The sequence below is a fragment of the Actinokineospora sp. NBRC 105648 genome, from assembly GCF_030269645.1.
Classification (GTDB): domain Bacteria; phylum Actinomycetota; class Actinomycetes; order Mycobacteriales; family Pseudonocardiaceae; genus Actinokineospora.
Genome location: NZ_BSTR01000025.1, coordinates 49,230 through 70,660 on the forward strand (window position 1 = coordinate 49,230; position 21,431 = coordinate 70,660).

The following is a 21,431-nucleotide window of genomic DNA, read 5'->3' on the forward strand; positions in this document are numbered from 1 at the left end:
ACCTCGGCGTGGAACAGCTCCGGGACCGGGCCCAGCAGCGGCTCGGCCACGTCGGCGGGCACCGTTGTGACCACTCGGCGCAGGGTGACGACGGTGTCCTCGGCGGTCAGGCCGCGCTCCCCCAGCGGGGGCTCGTCCCCGGCCAGCACGCCGGTCCAGTGCGGCAGCTCGGCCAGTCGCTCGGGCGATCGGGCGGCCTGGTCGAGCCCGGTGGCCCAGCGGCGGAACGACGTCCCGACCGGGGCGAGGTCCTTGCCCGCGTAGGCGTCGACCAGGTCCGGGACCAAGATCCGCCAGGACACGCCGTCGACCACGAGGTGGTGCGCGGCGAGCAGGACGCGTCCCGGCGACCACACCACGCGGAACACGTGCCCCGCGTGCGGGTCCAGTTCGTCGAGCACCGCGTCCACGTCGAGCGGTCCCGGGATTCGCCGGACCACCGACTCGGCCCGCACGGCCCCGGGCTCGGCGATGAGCAGTCCGCCGTCGGTCAGGGTCGTACGCAGCACGTCGTGGGTGTCCAGGAGCCGCTGCACGGCCGCCACCAGCGCGGACTCTGTGAGGTCGTCCGGCGCCACCAAGACCTGGGTCTGGGCGTACCGGCGGATGGGCCCGCCCTGGTCGAGCAGGTCGCGCATGATCGGGGTGAACGGCACGAGCCCGACGCCCGCGCCCGCCTCCTCGGCGACCGGCGCGTCGGACTGGACGACCAGTGCCAGCGCGGCCACCGTCCGCTGCTCGAAGACGTCCCGTGGGGAGAACTTCAGCCCGTCGGCCCGGGCCCGGCTGACCAGCTGGATGGAGACGATGCTGTCGCCGCCCAGGGCGAAGAAGTCGTCGTCCACGCCGACCGAGGGCACACCGAGCACGTCGGCGAAGAGGGCGGCGAGCGCCGCCTCGGTCGCGTTGCCCGCGCCACGATCGGACACCATCGCCGCGAAATCGGGCGCGGGGAGCGCCGAGCGGTCGGTCTTCCCGTTGGGCAGCAAGGGAATCTCGTCGAGGACGACTACCGCAGCGGGCACCATGTGGTCGGGCAGCACGGACGCCGCGTGCGCGCGCACCGCCACCGGGTCGGTCCCACCGACCACGTAGGCGACCAGCCGGACAACACCCGGCTGGTCTTCCCGCACGACGACAACAGCCCGGTCCACCACCTGACCGAGAACAGCCTCGACCTCACCGGGCTCGATCCGGAAACCACGCACCTTGACCTGGTCGTCAGCCCGACCCAGGAACTCCAGGGAGCCCTCGGTGTCCCAGCGCACGAGGTCGCCCGTGCGGTAGAGCCTGCCCGCACCGAACGGGTTCGCCACGAACCGCTCGGCGGTCAGCGCGGGCTGCCCCAGGTAGCCGCGGGCGATCCCAGGGCCGCCGAGGTAGAGCTCGCCCACCACACCCGGAGCGACCAGCCCCAGGGCGGTGTCGAGCACGTACACCGCCGAGTTGGCCACCGGACGACCGATCACCGGCCGGTCACTTCGGACGGGCGCCTGCACCGCGTCCACTGTGGACTCAGTGGGTCCGTAGAAGTTCACCGCGTCCACATCGGACTCAGCGAGCCTGGCCCACAGGGCGGCGGGAACGGCCTCACCGCCGGTGCCGACCAGCGACACACCGGTGTCCAACAGGCCCTCGTCAACGAGGGTCGCCAGCAGCGCGGGCGCGGCGTCGAGGTAGGCGATCCCGTGCTCGCGGACATGCCGCACGAGTGCGGCCGGGTCACCGACGGGCGCGCCGACGTGCAGCGCGTGCCCAGCCGCCGACCACAGCAGCGGGTCGATCGAGGCGTCGAAGGCGAACGACGCGGTGTTCAGCACCGGCCCCGGCCGCATCACCGACGCGCGGTGCGCGGCCAGCAGGTTCGCCAGTCCGGCGTGCTCGACCACGACGCCCTTGGGGGTGCCGGACGAACCGGACGTGAAGATCACGTACGCCGCGCCGACAGCCTGCCCGGACACCCGGGGGAAGGCCGCCAGGTCGAGTTCGTCGAGCGCGATCCCGGGCAGGTCGACGGCGCCGATGGTCAGGGTCACCGTGGGTCGGGCCTGCTCGGTCATCAGCCGCAACCGCTGCGCCGGGTACTCGGGATCGAGGACCAGGTGGGCGGCACCCGCCTTCCAGGTGCCCAGGATCGCCGCGACCAGCCCGGCCGACGGCGGGAGCGCGAGCGCCACCACGTCGCCCGGACGCACGCCGCGGTCCACCAACAGACCCGCGATCCGCTCCGACCGCTCGGCGAGGGCCCCGTAGGTCAGGGTTTCGTCGGGGCCGACGACCGCGACCGCGTGCTCGTCCTGGGCCGCGAAGGCTTCGAGGATCGTCTCCTGGACTGGAACCGCTGGACCGCGTCCCCAATCGAGCACGGTCGCCCGTTCGGCGTCGGACAGCAGGGAGAGCGTGTGGACCCGGCTCGACGGTGTCGCGAACGCCGCGAGCGCGCGGCAGAACCGCTGCGCCCACTCCCCCGCTAGCCCGAGGTCCACTAGGTCTTCGCGCACGTCCAGCCAAGCGGCGGAACCGTTGACAGTCAACGTGATCGGGTAGTTCGTGGCGTCCGCGCCGGTGACAGCGCCGACCCGGAACCCGGCCGCGGACTCGGCCCGGTCGAGCGCGTCGGTGTCGATCGGGAAGCTCTCGAACACGGTGAGCGTGTCGAACAGCTCGCCGACGCCGACCGCGCGCTGCACGTCCGCCAGCCCGGCGTGCTGGTGGTCCAGCACGCGGGCCTGTTCGGCCTGCACCCTGGTCAGCAGCTCCGCGACGGTCTCGACCGGGTCGAGGCGCACCCGCACCGGCAGGGTGTTGATGAACAGCCCCAGCATCGCCTCGACGCCGGGCACCTCCGGCGGTCTGCCTGACACCGTGGCGCCGAAGACCACGTCGTCGCGGCCGAGGCCGCGCGCCAGGGTCAACCCCCAAGCGGCTTGGACCAGCGTGTTGAGCGTGACCCCTCGGTCCCTCGCCACACCCGCGAGGCCGGCGGGCAGCTCTACCTCCACCCGGGTCGGGAGCGCGCCCGCGCGGGACGCGCCCGCCGGGGCCACCAGCGTCGGCTCGGTGATCCCAGCCAGGGCACCGGCGACGGCCTCGACCCCGGAGTCCCTTGTGGACAGCCAGGTGAGGAAGTCCCGGTAGGGGCGCGCGGCGGGCAGCGCGGCACCGGCGTACGCCTCGAAGACCTCGCGCACCAGCAGCGGGGTGGACCAGCCGTCGAGCAGCACGTGGTGGAAGGTGATCAGCAGCCGCACCCGGTCGTCGGCGACCCGGCCGACCAGGAACCGCAGCAGCGGAGCGGCCGCGACGTCGAACCGGGTGCCGAGGTCGCGTGCGACCAGCTCGTCCCACTCGGTGTCGTCGGTCACGACCTCGCGCCAGGGCAGTTCGACGGCACCCGGGACCACCAGCACCGGGTCGCCGGAGCCGACGTGGTCGATCGCGGCCCGCAGGCTGTCGTGCCTGCGCAGCACCGCCTCGGCGGCGGCGCGCAGCCGCGCGGTGTCGACCTCGCCGGTCAGCTCACAGGAGAACTGCACGGTGTAGACGTCGTCGCCGGTGTCGTCGAACCCGGACAGGAACGCGATTCCCTGTTGTAGTGCGGTCGGTGTCCAGACGTCGACCAGCCCCGGGTGCCGCTTCGCTAAGGAGTCCACATCAGACTGTGCGAGGGCGGCCAGGGGGAAGTCCGACGGGGTGTGGCCGCCCGCCCCGGTCGAGGCGTGCCGGTCGATGGCGTGCAGCGCGGCCACCCACCGGTCGGCCAGTCGCGCCACCTCGTCCTCGGTGAATTGGGCCACAGGCCAAGAGAACGCGGCTGACAGGACTCCGTCGGTGGTCACCGCGTTGATGTCGAGCGCGTGTCCAACCGGCAGCGCGGCATCGGCGTCGCCGCCGAGCGCACCCGCTTCCGGTGCTCCCGACCACGGGTCGCCGGTGCCTTGCCCACCGAAGCGACCGAGGTAGTTGAAGAGGATCTCCGGCGTGGTCCGGTCGACGTCCAGCAAGCCGAAGCCGAGCCCGTCGCCGGGCACGGATCGCAGGTTCTCCTTGACCCGCTTGAGCGCCGCCCCCGCCGCCGGTCCGCCAGCGAGGGCGTCGGCGGTGTCGATCTCGCCGAGGTCGAGCGAGACCGGATAGAGCGTGGTGAACCAGCCGACCGTGCGCGCGAGGTCGGCGCCCTCAACGGCGTGCTCCTCGCGGCCGTGGCCCTCCAGGTCGACCACCGGGCGCCCGGAGGCGAGGGCCAAGGCGGTGAGCAGGACGTCCTCGACGCCCGCGTGGAACGCCGCCGGGACCGACCCCAGCAGCCGAGTGGTCACGTCGGCGGGGAGTTCGACCCGCAGCGTGCGCACCGTGGACACGGTGTCCCGAGTGGGAACCACCTGCTTGGCATCGGGGTCCGCAATCGCTTGCCAGTAGGCGGATTCACTCGCGCGGTCCTGGCCTGCGAGAGCCAGGGCCCAGTCGCGGAACGAGGTCCCCACGGGCTCGAGCGCCTTGCCGGTCACCGCGTCGGCGAGGTCGGGCACCAGGATGCGCCACGACACGCCATCCACGACCAGGTGGTGCGCGACGAGCAACACGCGTCCGTCCAGCCACACCACCCGGACCATCTCACCCGCGGCCGGGTCCAACTCGCTGTACGCGCGGTCTGCGGCGGCCGCGAAGTCGGTCCCGGGAACCCTGCTCACCAGCGACGCCGCCTGGACCGAGCCGATCGGCCGGACGTCGAGGGAGTCGCCGGTCAGGCGGGCGCGCAGGATGTCATGGATGTCCACAAGGGACTGAACGGCGCTGGTGAGCCGGTCCAGGGTCAGGTCGGCGGGCGCGATGAGGAGACGGGCCTGGGAGACCCGGTTGATCGGGCCGCCACGCCGGAGCAGCTCCCGCATGATCGGCGTGAGCGGCAGCGCCCCCGTTCCCTGCGACGCCACCACCACGGTCGGTACCACCGCGACCTCGGCGATCCTCGCGACAGTGCGCCGCTCGAAGACGTCGCGCGGGGAGAACCTCAGTCCCTCCGCGCGCGCCCGGCTGACCAGCTGGATCGACACGATGCTGTCGCCGCCCAAGGCGAAGAAGTCGTCGTCCACACCGACGGCGGGCAGACCGAGCACCTCGGCGAACACGGACGCCAACGTTTGCTCGGCGGCGGTCTCGGCTTCGCGCGCGGTGGTCAGCCCGGCGAAATCGGGCGCGGGCAGGGCCTTGCGGTCGACCTTGCCGTTCACCGTGAGCGGGATGCGCTCCAGCACCACCACGGCAGCGGGGATCATGTGCTCGGGCAGGTCCCGGCCCGCGTGCGTGCGCAGGTCCAGGCTGTCCACTGTGGAGTTGCTGGTGGCCGTGACGTAGGCGATCAGCCGGTTGTCGCGGACGACGGCGACGGCCTGGGCCACCGACTCGTGCCGGGCCAGCACGGACTCCACCTCGCCCAGCTCGATGCGGAACCCGCGCAGCTTCACCTGCCCGTCGGCGCGGCCGAGGTACTCCAGGGTCCCGTCCACCCAGCGCGCCAGGTCGCCGGTGCGGTAGAGCCTGCCCGCGCCGAACGGGTTCGCCACGAACCTCGTCGCGGTGAGCCCAGGGCGGTTGAGGTAGCCGTCGGCCAGACCGGCACCGGCGACGTGCAGCTCGCCGATGACACCGGGGGCCACCGGCGCGAGACCGGCGTCGAGCACGTACGCGCGCAGGTCAGGGATCGGGACACCGACGTCCGGGCCACCGTCCTCGGCGTCGTGCTCGGTGAGCGGGCGGTAGGTGACGTGCACGGTGGTTTCGGTGATGCCGTACATGTTGACCAGCCGGGGCGCGTCATCGGCGTGCCGCGCGTACCAACCCGCGAGGGTGCGCGGGTCGAGCGCCTCGCCGCCGAAGATCACATACCGCAGCGCCAGCTCGGCCCCGCCCCGAGCGCGGTCGGCCTCGTCGAGCTGGTGGAACGCCGACGGCGTCTGATTGAGCACGGTGACCCGCTCGCGCGCGAGCAGGTCGAGGAACGCCTCGGGCGAGCGGCTCGTGGCGTGGTCGACCACGACCAGCGTGCCGCCGCGCAGCAGGGCGCCCCAGAGCTCCCAGACGGAGAAGTCGAAGGCGTAGGAGTGGAACAGGGTCCAGACGTCGTCCGGGCCGAAGCCGAACCAGTGGTCGGTGGCGGACAGCAACCGGTCGACGTTGCGGTGCGGGACGAGAACACCCTTGGGTGTCCCGGTCGACCCGGACGTGTAGATCACGTACGCGGGGTGATCGGCCGTGACGGTTGGTCGCTGTCCGGCCGGAGCGGTGTCCGCAGTCGTCACCACGGGCACGGCGAACTGGTCGCGCAGCTCGGGCGTGGTCACCACCAGCGTGGGCGCGGCGTCGGACAGCATGAAGTCGAGCCGGGCGCGCGGGTAGTCCGGGTCGAGCGGCAGGTACGCCGCCCCCGACTTCAGCACCGCCAGCACAGCCACGACGAGGTCGGCCGAACGCGGGAGCGCCACGGCGACGATCCCGCCGGGGACGGCACCGCGCTCGACGAGCACGTCCGCGACGGCATCGGACCGAGCGTCCAGCTCGGCGTAGGTCAGCCGCTCATCGCCCGCGACCAACGCCAGCGCACCCGGCGCCTTGGCAACCTGTTCAGCGAACCTGGCCGGGATGGTCGCAGGGACGATTTCCTCGGTGTTGCTGGGATTCCAGCGCTGGACGACGTCTGTCCGCTCGCTCGCGGACAACCCGTCGACCTTCGCCACGGGCAGGTCCGGGGCGTCGACGAGCGCCGTGAGCACCCGCACGAGCCGCTCGGACAACGCGACCGGGTCGACCAACCCGGGCCGGTACTTGAGCAGCAACTCGGGGCCAGCGGCGACGAGCGTCGCCGGGTAGTGCGTCGCGTCGCGCGTCTGGCCCGCGCGCACCGACAGCCCAGTGGCGGACTCGGCGCGGCCCAGGGCCGCGGTGTCGACGAAGTAGCTCTCGAACACCGTGAGGGTGTCGAACAGCTCCCCGATGCCCGCCGCGCGCTGGATGTCGGCGAGCCCGAGGTACTGGTGGTCCATCACAGCGGCCTGCTCGGCCTGCACCCTGGTGAGCAGTGCCCGCACCCGTTCCGCCGGGTCGAGCCGCACCCGAACCGGCACGGTGTTGATGAACAGGCCGATCATCTCGTTGACCCCGGCCAGCTCCGGCGGCCTGCCGGAGACCGTCGCGCCGAACACGACGTCGGTGCGACCGAGCGACCGGGCCAGCAGCAGCGCCCACGCGGCCTGCACGACGGTGTTCAGCGTGACGCCGCTCGTGCGCGCCAGGTCCGCCAGCCGGTCGGTGAGGCCGTCCGGGAGCGGGATCGGGCGCTGCTCGGCGGAACCCGCCGGGTCGGCGCCCGGAGCGAGCAGGGTCGGCTCCTCGATCCCCCGCAACGCCTGCGCCCACGCGGCCTGGGAGGCTTTGGTGTCCCTGGCGCGCAACCACATCAGGTAGTCGCGGTACGGCCGCACGGCGGGCAGCCTGGTGGCGTCGCCCTTGGCCGCGTAGAGCTGGAACAGCTCCCGCGCGAGCAGCGGTGTGGACCAGCCGTCGAGGAGGATGTGGTGGAACGCGATCAGCAGCCGGTGGCCGCCACCGGTCGTGGCCAGCACCATGCGCAGCAGCGGGGGCTTGGCGAGGTCGAACCGGTCGGCCCGGTCTTGGGCGAGCACGTCGTCCCAGTCGGGCTCGACCAGCTCGCGCCAGGGCAGCTCGACCCGGCTCGGCACCGGCGCCACGACCGCGCCGTTCTTGCGCCGCCGGAAGCACGCTCGCAGGTTGGCGTGCCGGTCGAGCAGCGCTTGGCCTGCGGCTCGCAGCACCGCGGGGTCGAGCGGGCCGTCGAGGTCGAGGGTGAACTGCACGTGGTACGGGTCGACCGGGGTGTCGGCGTACTCGCTGTGGAACAGCAGGCCCTGCTGCAGGGGTGAGAGGGGCAGGACGTCGTCGAGTCCTGGCTTGCGCGTGTTCACGAGCTCCACTCCGAATCGAACTCGTCGAGCTCGTCTTGGGACAGGTCAGCGAAGGTGAGGTCCGAGGGGGTGTGGCCACCCGCGCCCGCCTCGGCGTGCCGGGCCAGCGCCCGCAGCGCGTCGAACCAGGCGTGCGCCAGCTCGCGGGCGTCGGGCTCGGCGACGACCGCGCCGCCCCAGGCCCAGGTGGCCGAGAGCCGCGGCCCGTCGGGACCGTCGAGGGTGATGGCGTTGACCTGCAGGGCGTGCGAGATGGGCAGCTCGGGGTCGACGGCGCCGCCGAGCCCGGTCCCGGCCCAGTCGCCGTGCTGCTCGGCCCCGATGTCGAACCGGCCCAGGTAGTTGACCAGGACGTCCCTCGGCGGCAGGTCGTGGTCGCCGAGGCCGAAACCGATGCCGTTGTCCGGGATAGCGCGCAGGTGCTCCTTGACCCGCTTGACCGCCTCGCCCGCCGCGTGGCCGCCGGTCAGCGCGTCTGCCACGTCGATGCTGTGCAGGTCGAGGCGGACCGGGTAGACGGTGGTGAACCAGCCGACCGTTCGGGACAGCTCCGTCCCCGGCACGGCTTGCTCTTCGCGGCCGTGACCCTCGACGTCGACCACCCGGGCGAGATTGCCCCGCGTGTGCGCGATGGCGAGCGCCAGTCCGGCCAAGAGGACGTCGTTGACGGTGCCGTGGAAGAGGTCCGGCAACGTGGTGAGCAGCGGCAGGGTTTCCTCGGTGGTGAGCTCCAGCTTGAACTCCCGTCCGGTGTGGACGGTGTCGGCACCGGTGATCGGGCGGCTCGCGAGGACCTGCCCGGTGCAGTCGGCGAGGCTCCGCCAGTGCTCGCCATCGGGGTTGGAGGCACGCAAACCAATGGCCCACTGGCGGAAGGAGGTGCCGATGGGGTCGAGCGGCTCGCCCCGGTATGCCTTGACCAGGTCCGGTTCCAGCACTCGCCAGGACACCCCGTCGACCACGAGGTGGTGGGCGACAAGCAGCACCTTGCCCTGGCCGCCGGCGCGGTCGAGCCACACCACCCGCAGCATGACGCCCTTCCGCGGGTCCAACTCATCGGCTACCGCCGACGCCAGTTCCTCGTCGGTCCGCCCGGTCGCGTCGATTCTCGACACGTCCGGCGCAGTGGCGTGCTCGGGGACTTCGAGCCCTTCGTCAGTGAGCCGCGCGCGCAGGATGTGGTGCGTGTCAAGCAATGCGGTGACGGCCTGCTCCAGTTTGGCGAGGTCCAGGTCCTTGGGTGCGTTCAACAACCGGGCCTGTGCGAACTTCGCGATCGGCCCGCCGCGGCGCAACGTGTCCCGCATGATCGGCGTGAACGGCACCAGCCCGATGCTCGCCCCCACCTCCTCGACCGCGGCCACCGCGTCGACCTCGACGACCAGCGCCAGGCCGGCGACCGTGCGCCGCTCGAACACATCTCGCGAGGAGAACCGCAATCCCGCCGCACGAGCGCGGGCCACCAGTTGGATGGACACGATGCTGTCACCGCCGAGGGTGAAGAAGTCGTCGTCGACCCCGACGTTGGGGAGCCCGAGCACCGCCGCGACCAGTTCGGCCAGGGTTCGCTCCACATCGGACTCCGCCGCGCGGTCGCCGACCAAGGCAGCGAAGTCCGGGTCCGGCAACGCCTTTCGATCGGTCTTGCCGCTCGGGGTGAGCGGGATCTGCTCCAGCGTCACGAACGCCGAGGGCACCATGTGCTCCGGCAGCACGCGTCGCAGCGCCTCTCGGACGTCGTCGTGCTCGGCGTGGTTGCGGTTGGCGTGGTTGCGGTTGGCGTGATCGTGGTCGGCGCTGCCGACCAGGTAGCCGATGAGCCGGTCATCCCGGACCACGACGACCGCCCGCTCCACACCGTCCACTGCGGACAGTGCGGCCTCGATCTCGCCCAACTCGATCCGGAAGCCGCGCAGCTTCACCTGCTCGTCCGCCCGGCCGAGGTAGTCCACCGAACCATCGGGGTGCCAACGCGCGACATCCCCCGTGCGATAAAGCCGCTGCCCCTTGTTGAACGGGTCGGCCACAAACCGCTCAGCGGTCAGACCCGGCCGATTGAGATATCCCCGAGCAAGCTGGACGCCCGCGAGGTAAAGCTCACCAGCACCACCGACCGGCACGGGCCGCAGGAATCCATCGAGCACATACAGCCGCGTATTCCACACCGGCCGCCCAATAGACACCCGACCAACATCGACCCGCGTCGCAGTCACATCGACAGAGGCTTCAGTGGGTCCGTACAGGTTATGCAACTCAGCACCCGAGACAGCGACAAACTCGTCCCTGAGGTCGTCGGGCAGCGCCTCCCCAGAACACAGCACACGCCGAAGTCCCTTGGCCTGCAACGCGACTGGCACGAACGCGCGCAGCATCGAAGGCACGAAATGCACCGTGGTGACACTGTGCCGCTCAATCACCTCAGCCAAATACGCAGGATCCCGATGCCCACCCGGCTTGGCCACCACAAGAGTCGCCCCAACCACCAACGGCCAGAAAAACTCCCACACCGACACATCAAAACTCGCCGGAGTCTTCTGCAGAACCCGCTCACCCCGAGCAAGCCCATACTCACCCTGCATCCACAACAACCGGTTAACAATCCCCGACTGCCCCACCACAACACCCTTGGGCCGCCCCGTCGACCCCGACGTATAAATCACATACGCCGCACCACCCCCCGACTCACCCCCTACACCAACCCATCCTCTCCCGCCATCCCCACCACTCCCACCATCCAGCCAGCTCCCGCCGTCCACACCACTTCCAAGATCATCCCCCACCCCCAGGGCAGCCCCCGCCCTCCCAGGGGGGCGGCCCACTTCCAGCTTACTAGCCGCGCCCGGCGCAGCGAAAGCCCCGCCTGTCAACCCTGTGGACAACTCGCCCTGTGGATAACCAAAAGCACGATCGCCGACCCCGGGTCCATCATGGTCAGACCAACCGGAAAGGGCCACCCCATGATCATCCACAAGCACCGTCGCGCAGTCCTGAGCAGACCCGGCGACCACCACCACCGGCCGCGCGTCGGCGATCATCATCGCGAGCCGCTCGGCCGGGTATTCCGGATCCAGCGGCAAATAGGCCGCACCGGCCCGCTGCACGGCCAGCAACGCCACGACCAACGCGGCCGACCGCTCCAGCGACACGCCGACGATCGTCCCCGCGACCACCCCGTGTTCCCGCAGCACCAACGCCAGAGCGTCCACCCGCGCGGCCAACTCCCGATAGGACAACGAGGCCCCACCGTCGACCACCAAAGCCACACCATCCGGGTCCGCGGCCGCCCGTGCGGCGAACAGCGCCGGAATGGTCGTCGCGGGCAGTTCCACAGCAGCGCCCTGCCAACCGCGCACCACAAGATCGCGCTCGGCCGCGGGCAACAGGTCGACCGCGTGCACCGGCCGCCCCAGATCGTCGGCGATCGTCTCCAACGCACGCGCGACCCGCCGCAGCAGGGCGTTCGCGGCATCAGCGCCGACCACATCCGGCCGGAAGCGCAACGTCAGCGTGGTCGAAGCCCCCGGCAACACGAGAAGGGTCAACGGGTAGTGCGTGGCGTCGCGACCGACGACCTCGGTCACGACCAGCCCCGCCGCGGACTCGGCGCGCGCCAACGCCTCCGAGTCCACCGGGTAGCTCTCGAACACGGTCAACGTGTCGAACAGCTCCCCGATCCCGACCACGCGCTGGATGTCGGCAAGCCCGACGTGCTGGTGGTCCAACAGCGCCGACTGTTCGCGGTGCAGTCGGGCCAGCAGCTCGCCCAACGGCTCGGCCGGGTCGAGCCGCACCCGCACGGGCACGGTGTTGATGAACAGACCGACCATCGACTCCGCGCCCGCCACCGACCCGTCGCGCCCGGACACGGTCGCGCCGAACACGACGTCGCGGCGGCCGGTCCACTGCGACAGCACCAAGCCCCACGCCGCCTGCACGGCCGCGTTCACCGTGACCCCGACCCGCCGCACCGCCGCGGTGAGTCGAGCGGTCACCTCAGCAGGGAGGTCGATATCCAGCTGCTCCGGTAGCACCCCCGCGCGTGCCGCGTCCGGCGCGACGATCGTCGGCTCGTCGAGTCCGGCGAGCGCGGTCCGCCACGCAGTCTCCGCGGCGGCGCCGTCTCGCGTCGCCAGGTCGGCGAGGTGCGAGCGGTAGGGGGGAACAGCGGGCAGCGAGTCACCTGCGTACAACGCGAACAGCTCACGGGCCAGCAGCGGTGTCGACCAGCCGTCCAGGATGGCGTGGTGGTTGGTCAGCACCAGCCGCGAGGTGTCCGGGCCGAGTCGGATGAGCAGGAACCGCAGCAGCGGACCGGCGGCCAGGTCGAACCTGGTGGCCCGCTCGGCGTCGACGAGGCGCGCGGTCTCGGTCTCGTCGGCCGTCACCTGCCGCCACGGCACCGTGGTCCGGCGGGCGATGACCTGCGCCACCGTGCCGGACGCCAGCGCCGGGAACGACGCTCGCAGCGTGTCGTGCCGGTCCACCAGGGCCTGCGCCGCGGCGCGCAGCCGTGCGCCGTCGACCTCGCCGGTCAGCGAGAGCACCTGCTGCGTGGTGTAGACGTCCACTGTGGACTCGTCGAACCGGGACAGGAACAGCAGACCGGCCTGCAACGGCGTGGTCGGCCACACATCGGCCACGTCCGGGTGCCGCGCGTCGACCTCGTCCACCTCGTCCTGGGTGAGTCCGGCCAGCGGCCAGTCCGACGGCGAGTGGCCGCCGACCGGTCGCTGGGCGAGCTCGCCCAGGGCGGCGGCCCAGCGGTCCGCCAGCCCCCGGACCGTGGCGTCGGCCACCGCGCCGACCCAGGCCCAGTGGGCCACGAGCACCGGACCGTCGGCACCCTCCTCGACGAGGACGTTCACCGCGATCGGGTGCCCCACCGGCAGGTCCAGGTCCGCGCCGCCCGCCAGCGTCGCGGCCTCGGGTGCACCCGCCCACTCACCGGACTCGCCCACGCCGATGCGGCCGAGGTAGTTGAACAGCACGTCCCGCCGGGGCGCCGCGATGTCCAGCAGCCCGAATCCGAGCCCGTCCCCCGGTACCGCGCGCACGGCGTCCTTGACCCGCTTGAGGGTCGCGCTGACGTCGGCACCGAGCTCGAGCCGGACGGGGTGGATCTCGGTGAACCAGCCCACCGTGTCGGTCGGGTCGAGCCCGGCGACCTCCGCACGCCCATGCCCCTCCACGTCGACCACGAGGGTCTCCCCGGCGGCCCAGGCCAGCCCGGCCAGCAGGACCTCCGTGGCGCCGGTGTGGAACAGCGCGGGCAACCCGGTGATCAACCGCTGGGCGTCCGGGATCCGCACCGTCAGCGATTGCCCCAACCCGACTGTGTCCGTGGTCGGGTCCAGGGCCCGCGTGCTCAGCGAAGCCCCGGGGAGCACGATCCGCTCCCACGCCTCCCGCTCCACCTCCAGGTCGGCAGCACGCGCACGAGTGGCCGTGGCCCAACCGCGGAACGACACAGCAGCGGGCTCCAGTCGCTCCCCGCGCGTGGCCGAGGCCAGCGCAGGGATCAGGACCCGCCACGAGACCCCGTCAATCACGAAGTGGTGAGCCACCACCAGCAACCGTCCGGGTTCGCCGGGCCCGCGGTCGAACCAAACAACCTGGAGCACGCGCCCCACCGCCGGGTCCAGCGCCGCGACGGCCGCTTCGGCCGCGACCGCCAACCGGTCTGTCCACTGCGGACCGTAGACACCGGCGGCATCCACCCTGGTCACCACGTCCGCCGCAGGTTCGGCACCGACGACCAGCGAGTCGCCGGTGAACCGCGCCCTCAGCACCGGGTGCGCCGCCACGACCGCGTCCACCGCGGCGACGAGCCGGTCAAGGGTCAACTCCGCCGGACTGGTCACCAACCGCGACTGGTGGAACCGGTTGATCGGTCCGCCTCGACTGACCAGTTCACGCATGACGGGCGTCAACGGGATCACGCCCACCGCCGAGTCGTCAGTCCGCCGCACGGCGACGCCGAACTCGGCCACCCGGGCCATCTCGGCGACCGTGCGCGCCTCAAAGACCTGTCGGGTGGTCAAGCGGATCTCCGCGGCCCGAGCGCGCGCGACCAGCTGCATTGACACGATGCTGTCGCCACCGAGGGTGAAGAAGTCGTCGTCCGCACCCACCTCGGGCAGGCCCAACACCGCGGCGACCAGACTGGCCAGTGCGGCTTCAGCGGCGTCCCGGGGCGCCCTGGTGATCACCACAGCGCGATCCGGTTCGGGCAGTGCCGCGCGGTCCACCTTGCCGTTCACCGTGGTGGGCAGGGAATCCAGCAGCACGAACGCCGACGGCACCATGTACTCCGGCAGCGCGCTCTTCGCCCACCCGGCCAACTCGTCGACAGACAGCGCCTGCTCCGGCACGACATAGGCCGCCAGGTACGGCGCGGGCGACTTGCGCACCGTGACCACGGCCCGCCGCACAGCCGGGTGGGCCGACAGCGCGGACTCGACCTCTTCCAGCTCCAGCCGCATGCCGCGGATCTTGACCTGGTTGTCCGCCCGTCCGACGAAGTCCAGCGACCCGTCGGCGTTCCACCGCGCCAGGTCGCCGGTGCGGTAGAGGCGGGCCCCGGCCGGACCGTACGGGTCAGCCACGAACCGCGCCGCCGTCAGCCCAGGGGCACCGACGTATCCGCGCCCGAGGAGGTAACCCCCCGCGTAGAGCTCGCCCGTGCGCCCCACCGGCACCGGCCGCATGTGCGGGTCGAGCACGTAGAGGCGGGTGTTGGGGTTCGGTTTGCCGATGGAGGTGGCGATCCGCTCCGCGGTGTCCCGGTAGACCACGTGGGACACGCCGATGGTCGCCTCGGCTGGGCCGTAACCGTGGTACATCGTCGTATCGAGCCGGTCGCGGAACCGGTCGAACAGATCGGGCGTGAGGACCTCGCCGCCACACCACACGTGCCGCAGCCCAGCCAGTGCGGCGGGTTCGGTTGCCACGGCCAACAGGGCGTCCAACATGGACGAGGGCAGGTAGACGAAGGTGACCCGCTCCCGGTCGATGACGTCGAGCAGGTAGTTCGGATCCCGCTCACCACCGGCCTTGGCCACCACGACCCGCCCACCCGCGACCAGCGGCAGGAAGATCTCGTTGACCGAGATGTCAAACGCCAACGGCGCCTTGAACAGGGTCGCGTCGTCCGCCCCGAACCCGAGCAGCCCCACCTGCCACGACAACCGCGCGCAGATGGCCTCGTGCCGGATCATCGCGCCCTTCGGCACCCCGGTCGACCCCGACGTGAAGATCACATACGCCAACCCAGCCCCATCGACGGCATCCACCCCGCCGACCAGACCTCCCGCGAACTCGTCCCCCCAGCCACCCGAGTCCCCAACCTCACGCGCCAGACCACCCAGGGCCCCGCCAACCTGCCTCGCCGGGCCAACCAAGTCCCCCGCGAACTCATCCGCCGAGCCAACCGACCCGGGGCCGACTTCACCCGTCCGAGCGACCGAGTTGTCCACAGGCAAGATCGAGATCTCCCCATCCCCCGCCCCACCCCGGTAAACTGGGTGCGGGGCCGCCCCCCTGGGAGGGCGGGGGTTTGTCTGGGGCGGGTTTGCCTGGGGCTGGGTTGGTGTTGACAGCGGGGCGTAGGACCAGTTTTCCAGGTCTACGGGCAAAGTGGGGATCGACAGCGGCACGGGGTTGGGGCCGGTGATGGCCACGGTGGCCCGGGCGTCGGCGGTCACGCGGTCTCGGCGGTCGGCGGGCCAGGTGGGGTCGACCGGCACGAACGCGCCGCCCGCGCGCAGGACGGCCACCAGGGCGACGACCATCTCGGCGGAGCGGGGCAGGGCGATGCCCACTGTCCTCTCTGGACCGATGCCGGTCGCGCGCAGGTGGTCGGCCAGCGCGGCGGTGTGGCGGTCGAGTTCGCCGTAGGTGAGGGAACGCGCGCCGTCGACGACGGCGATGGACTCGGGGGTGGCGGCCATCCGGGTGGTCAGCATCTCGGCCAGGGTCCGGGACACCTCGGGTTCGGCGGTGTCGTTGAACCCACGCAGGACCAGCTCGCGTTCGGTGTCGGTGAGCACGTCGATCGTGCCGACCACCCGGTCACCCGCGAAGGCGTCGAGGACGGTCGCCAGCCTGCGGGCCAGGTCGGCGGCCAGGTCGCGGGTTCCGGGCTGGTGCCGCAGGCGCAGATCCCCGCCCGGGTGGGCGACCAGGGCCACGGGGTAGTGCGTGGCGTCGTGGCCCTCCACCGCGGTGACCCGGAAACTGGCGTCGGCGGTGCGGGAGTCGATCGGGTAGCTCTCGAAGACGACGAGCGTGTCGAACAGCTCCCCGATGCCCGCCACGCGCTGGATGTCGGCCAGTCCGACGTCTTGGTGGTCGAGCAGCGCCGCCTGCTCGCTCTGCAGCCGGGTGAGGAAGGCGCCGGTCGGCTCGGCGGGGTTGAACCGCACGCGCACCGGGACGGTGTTGATGAACAAGCCCACCATGTCCGCGATCCCGGGGACCTTGGGCGAGCGCCCGGACACCGTGGCCCCGAAGACCACGTCGTCGCGACCGAGCACGCGCGCCAGCACCAACCCCCACGCCGCTTGCACGAGCGTGTTGACCGTGACCCGACGCGCACGTGCGATCTCGGCGAGGTCCGCGGTGACCGGCACGGTGACCTCGTCGGGGACCCCAGCGACGGCCGTGTCGGGAGCCAGCAAAGTCGGTTCGGTGAGGCCGTCGAGGGCTTCCGCCCACACCGCGGTGTCCGGAACCGGCAGTGCGGCGAGGTAGTCCCGGTAGGGGCGCACGGGCGGGAGCTCCACACCCGCGTAGAGCGCGATGAGGTCCCGCACCAGCAGCGGCCCCGACCACCCGTCGAGCACGATGTGGTGACTGGTGATCACCAACCGCTGGGCGCCGGGCGTGCGAACCAGCGCGAACCGCACCAGCGGCGGCGCCCCGACATCGAATCGCCGAGCGCGGTCCTCGGCGAGGAATCCGGCCCAGTCCCCCGTCTCCACCAGCCGCAACGGCACCCAGGACGCCGTTCCACTTGTCCACAGGCTTGATCCACTACCCCCGTTCTGTCGGTCACCCCCGGTAGACTGGATCGGGGATGGCCCCCTGGGAGGGTGGGCCTGTGGGGTGGGGGTTTGCGGAGTGGGGGTTTGCGGAGTGGGGCCCTGCGGGGTGGAGGCCTGTGGGGTGGCTGGCTGGACGGTCGGGGTCTGAGGGGTGGACTGCTCCAGGGTGTAGATGCGCTCCGGGGTGGGGATCTGCTGCGGGGTCAGGTCCTGCTGGCCGGCCGGCCGCGGGGTGGGGGCGGTCGGCAGCGGCGTGACCACCTGGACGGGGGTGCCGGAGTCGCTGACCAGGAACGCGGTGCGCAGGTTGGCGTGGCGCTCCAGCAGGGCCGTGACGGCGCTGCCGAGTCGGTCGGGGTCGACCGTTCCCGCCAGGGTCAGGGCGAGTTGCACGACGTACACGTCGGAATCGTCCACTTCGGACAGGTAGAGCAGCCCGGCCTGCAGCGGCGACAGTGGCCACACGTCGGTGAGCGACGGGTGCGCCGAGACGATGCCTGCCAGGTCGGCCGGATCCAGGTCGACCAGCGGGAAGTCCGACGGCGTGAGCTGTGGCGGCTGCTCGACCAAGCCCGCCAATGCGCTCGCCCAGGACGCGGCCAGTTCCGGGACGTCGAGCGACCCGCAAGCGTCCGGCGCGTAGGTCCACTCGGCGACCAAGGTGGGGCCGTCGGGGCGGTCCTCGACCGCGCAGTTGAGGGTGACGGCGTGGCTCACCGGGAGCTCAGGATCGCTCCCGCCGCCGATGGCGTTGCCGTCGGCGACCGGGGCCCACGGCCGGTCCTCGACGCTGAACCGGCCCAGGTAGTTGACCAGGACCTCCCCGACGTCCCTCGTCGGCAGCCACCCGTGGCCGATGCCGTTGTCCGGCACGGCGCGCACGTGCTCCTTCACCGCGGCCAGCGAAGGCTCCAGCCGCAGCGGGTGAACCGTAGTGAACCATCCCACAGTGCGGGTGAGGTCGGCGCCCGGGACAACCTTCTCCTCGCGACCATGCCCTTCGACGTCCACCCGCACGGGTCCGCCCGCGGCGACGGCCAACGCGGTCAGCACTGCCTCCCGCACACCAGCGCGGTGCCGTTGCGGCAGTTCAGTCAGCAGCGCACGGGTCGTGGCAACATCGACCACTACCCGTTCCATGCGCGTCGCCCCCAAGACGTCGCGGGTGGGATCTACCGGCACGGTCCCCCACGGCCGCACGGGTTGAGCGAGCAAATCAGCCCAGAAATCACCGTCCGCCCATCGCGTGGTCGACAGCTCTTCGGCCCACACGCGGAACGGCGTCGTCTCCGGCGCCAGCTCCCCAACCCGGGCGTCAGCCAGATCCGCCGCCAGCACCCGCCAAGACACGCCGTCCACGGCGAGGTGGTGCGCGGCGATCAGCAGCCTGCCGACGCCGTCCCACCGCAGCGCGACCATCCGACCGTCTTCCGGGTCGAGCGCGTCCACCGCCTCCTCGACGGACAGCTCGCCGACCCGCAGCACGTCCGACGCCCGCAACGACGGCGGCACGTGCAGTCCGTCAGAGCCAAGACGCGCGCGCAACATCCCGTGTGTGTCGAGAACACGTTGCACGGCAACGAAGAGCTCGTCCGCAGTCAGGTCAGCGGGAGTCGCCAACACGACCGTCTGCGCGAACTTGCGCACGGGTCCGCCCCGCGCGAGGAAGTCGCGCATGACGGGCGTGAACGGCGACACCCCTACCGCCGAACCGACCAACGTCGGACGGGAGTCGTCCTCTAGCAGCGCGAGAGCTGCGACGGTGCGCTGCTCGAACACGTCCCGCGGTCCGATACCGAAACCTGCCGCGCGCGCTGCCGTGACCAACTGGATAGACAGGATGCTGTCCCCGCCGAGGGCGAAGAAGTCGTCGTCAACACCAACCGATGGCAACCCAAGGACCGCAGCGAACACCCCTGCGAGTGCAGTCTCAGCGGGTGTACGCGGCTGACTTGACGATGTCTGCGCCGCAAAGTCTGGTGCAGGTAGCGCTGCCCGATTCACCTTGCCGTTAGCCGTAAGAGGCAGCTCAGCCAGCGCCACTACCGCGCCCGGCACAGCCTGCTCCGGCAACCGCGCCGAAACGGCCGCGCGCAGCGCGGACACATCCAGGTCCGCGGGTGTCACATAGCCAACGAGTCTGCCTTCGCGGAGCACGACCACGGCCGCACGCACACCAGGAACCGCGGACAGCGCTGCCTCGACCTCGCCGAGTTCCACCCGGAAACCGCGCACCTTGACCTGGTCGTCAGCACGCCCGACGAAACGCAGCGCCCCATCCCGAGTGCGCCGCACCAGGTCGCCGGTGCGATAGATACGTCCCGGCCCGAACGGATTGGCCACGAAACGGCAAGCGGTAAGGGAAGGACGACCGCGATAGCCCCGCGCGACCTGCGCCCCACCCACATAGAGCTCTCCCACGACACCCGTCGGCGCCGGGCGCAACTGCACGTCCAGCACGAACGCGGTCGTTCCCGCTACCGGATCCCCCAGCGTGGGTTGAGAACCATTGATCTCGGCCATGGTGACCATGACGGTCGTCTCGGTGGGACCGTAGAAGTTGAAGGCATGCACGTCCGCGGCGGACAACCGCTCCCACAGCGCGGCGGGAACAGCCTCACCGCCCATCGCGACACCGCGGACTTGGTAGCCCAAGAGGCCCTCGTCGACCAGCATCGCGATCGTGGCGGGCGTGGCCTCCACGAAGGTGATCCCGCGCTCGACGACGACGGCTCGGAACGCCGCCGGGTCCGCGTATTCCTCACGGGTGAGCAGGTGCAGCTGGTGCCCGTCAAGCAGCCACAGCAGCGCCTGCCACGAGGCGTCGAAGGCGAAGGAGAACCCGTGCGCCACGCGGGCGCGGCCCACCGGCGTGAACACGGCGGCCCGGTTGGCGTGGAAGAGCGTGGCGATCTGCCGGTGCGCGACCGTCACGCCCTTGGGCTCACCGGTGGAACCGGAGGTGTAGATGACGTAGGCGGCGGAGTCCGGATCGGGGTGTCGCGGCAGGTCCGCGGTGGCCGAGGCGATCGCCGGGTCGTCCGGCCGCAGCATCGGGATGTCCGCCTCGAGACTATCGGTGATCAGCAAAGCGGGTGCGGCGTCGGCCAACACGTGGTCCAGCCGGGCGCGCGGGTAGTCGGGGTCCAGCGGGAGGTAGACCGCTCCCGCCTCGAGCACGGCGAACAGCGCGACGACGAGGTCGACCGTGCGCGGCAACGCCACGGCCACGACGGTCTCCGGCCGCACGCCGAGCTCGACCAGGTGGCGGGCCAGCGCCCGCACCCGCGACCCGAGCTGGGCGAAGGTCAACGTCTGGTCGGCCACCACGGCGACCTCGTCCGGACGGGCCCGGACCTGGAGGTCGAGCAGCTCGGGGATGGTAGCCGGGTCGACCGCCACCGGCACCGCCTCGACCGGCCACGCGCGCTCGGCCGCGGTGCGGACGTCCACAGTGGATAGTCTGATGCCCGGGTCGGCGGCGGCGGTGTCCAACAGCCGGATCAGGCGGCTGGCCAGGTCGGCCGCGGTGGCCTCGTCGAACAGCTGGGTGGCGTAGTCGACCGAGACGTCGATGCCGCCCTCGGCGCGCTCGGCCAGGGTGACGGTCAAATCGACCTTGGCGGTGGTGAGCCGTACCGGTTCCACCACGCCGTCGTGGCCGGGCAGACCGGGGCGCGCGGTGGGCGCGGTGCGGTGCACGAGCATCGTCTGGAACAGCGGGTTGCGGCCCAGCGCGCGCTCGGGCGCCAGCTCGTCCACGACCCGGTCGAACGGGACGTCCTGGTGGGCGTAAGCGGCCAGGTCGGTGCTGCGGACGCGGGCGAGCAGCTCGGCGAAGGTCGGGTCGCCCGAGGTCTCAGTACGCAGGACGACGGTGTTGACGAGGAAGCCGATGAGCCCGTCGAGCCGGTCGTCGGCCCGGCCGGCCACGGGCGCGCCGAGCACGACGTCGTGGCCAGCGCCCATGGCGGTGAGCAGCGCGGCGAGGGCGGCGTGACCGACCATGAACAACGTCGCGCCGGACCGGGTGGCCACCTCGGCGAGCGCGCGGTGGGTGTCCGGGGAGACCACCGCCGACACCCGGGCGCCGCGGTGGTCGGGCACGGCCGGACGTGACCGGTCGGTCGGCAGCGGGATCTCGGCGGGCGCCCCGTCGAGCGTGTGGCGCCAGTACGCGAGCTGCGCCTCGGCGAGGCCGTCGTCGAGCACCGCGCGCTGCCACACGGCGTAGTCGGCGTACTGCACGGCAAGCGGCGCGAACTCAGGCGCGGAGCCCGAGCGGCGAGCGGCGTAGGCGGTGCCCAGTTCCGACCACAGCGTCGCCTCGGACCACTCGTCGGCGGCCACGTGGTGCACCAGGACCAGCAGCACAGACGCGGTTTCGGTGATGAACAGCCAGGCCCGC

Annotated in this window: 2 protein-coding genes (both cut by a window edge); both read right to left on the bottom strand. The window is 71.8% G+C overall.

The window, feature by feature from the left end:
* Positions 1–7,979, bottom strand: partial view of a non-ribosomal peptide synthetase gene (locus QSK30_RS21620; protein WP_285505284.1) — the 5' portion only. Its footprint begins 712 nt before the window's first position; only the first 7,979 of its 8,691 coding nucleotides appear in the window; its start codon is at positions 7,977–7,979; the stop codon falls past the left edge of the window.
* Positions 7,976–21,431 carry the 3' portion of a non-ribosomal peptide synthase/polyketide synthase gene (locus QSK30_RS21625; protein WP_285505286.1) on the bottom strand. The gene runs 6,575 nt beyond the window's last position, so 13,456 of the gene's 20,031 nt are visible here — the last part of the coding sequence; the start codon falls outside the window, past its right edge; the stop codon is at positions 7,976–7,978. Before QSK30_RS21625 ends, QSK30_RS21620 begins: the two co-directional genes overlap by 4 nt.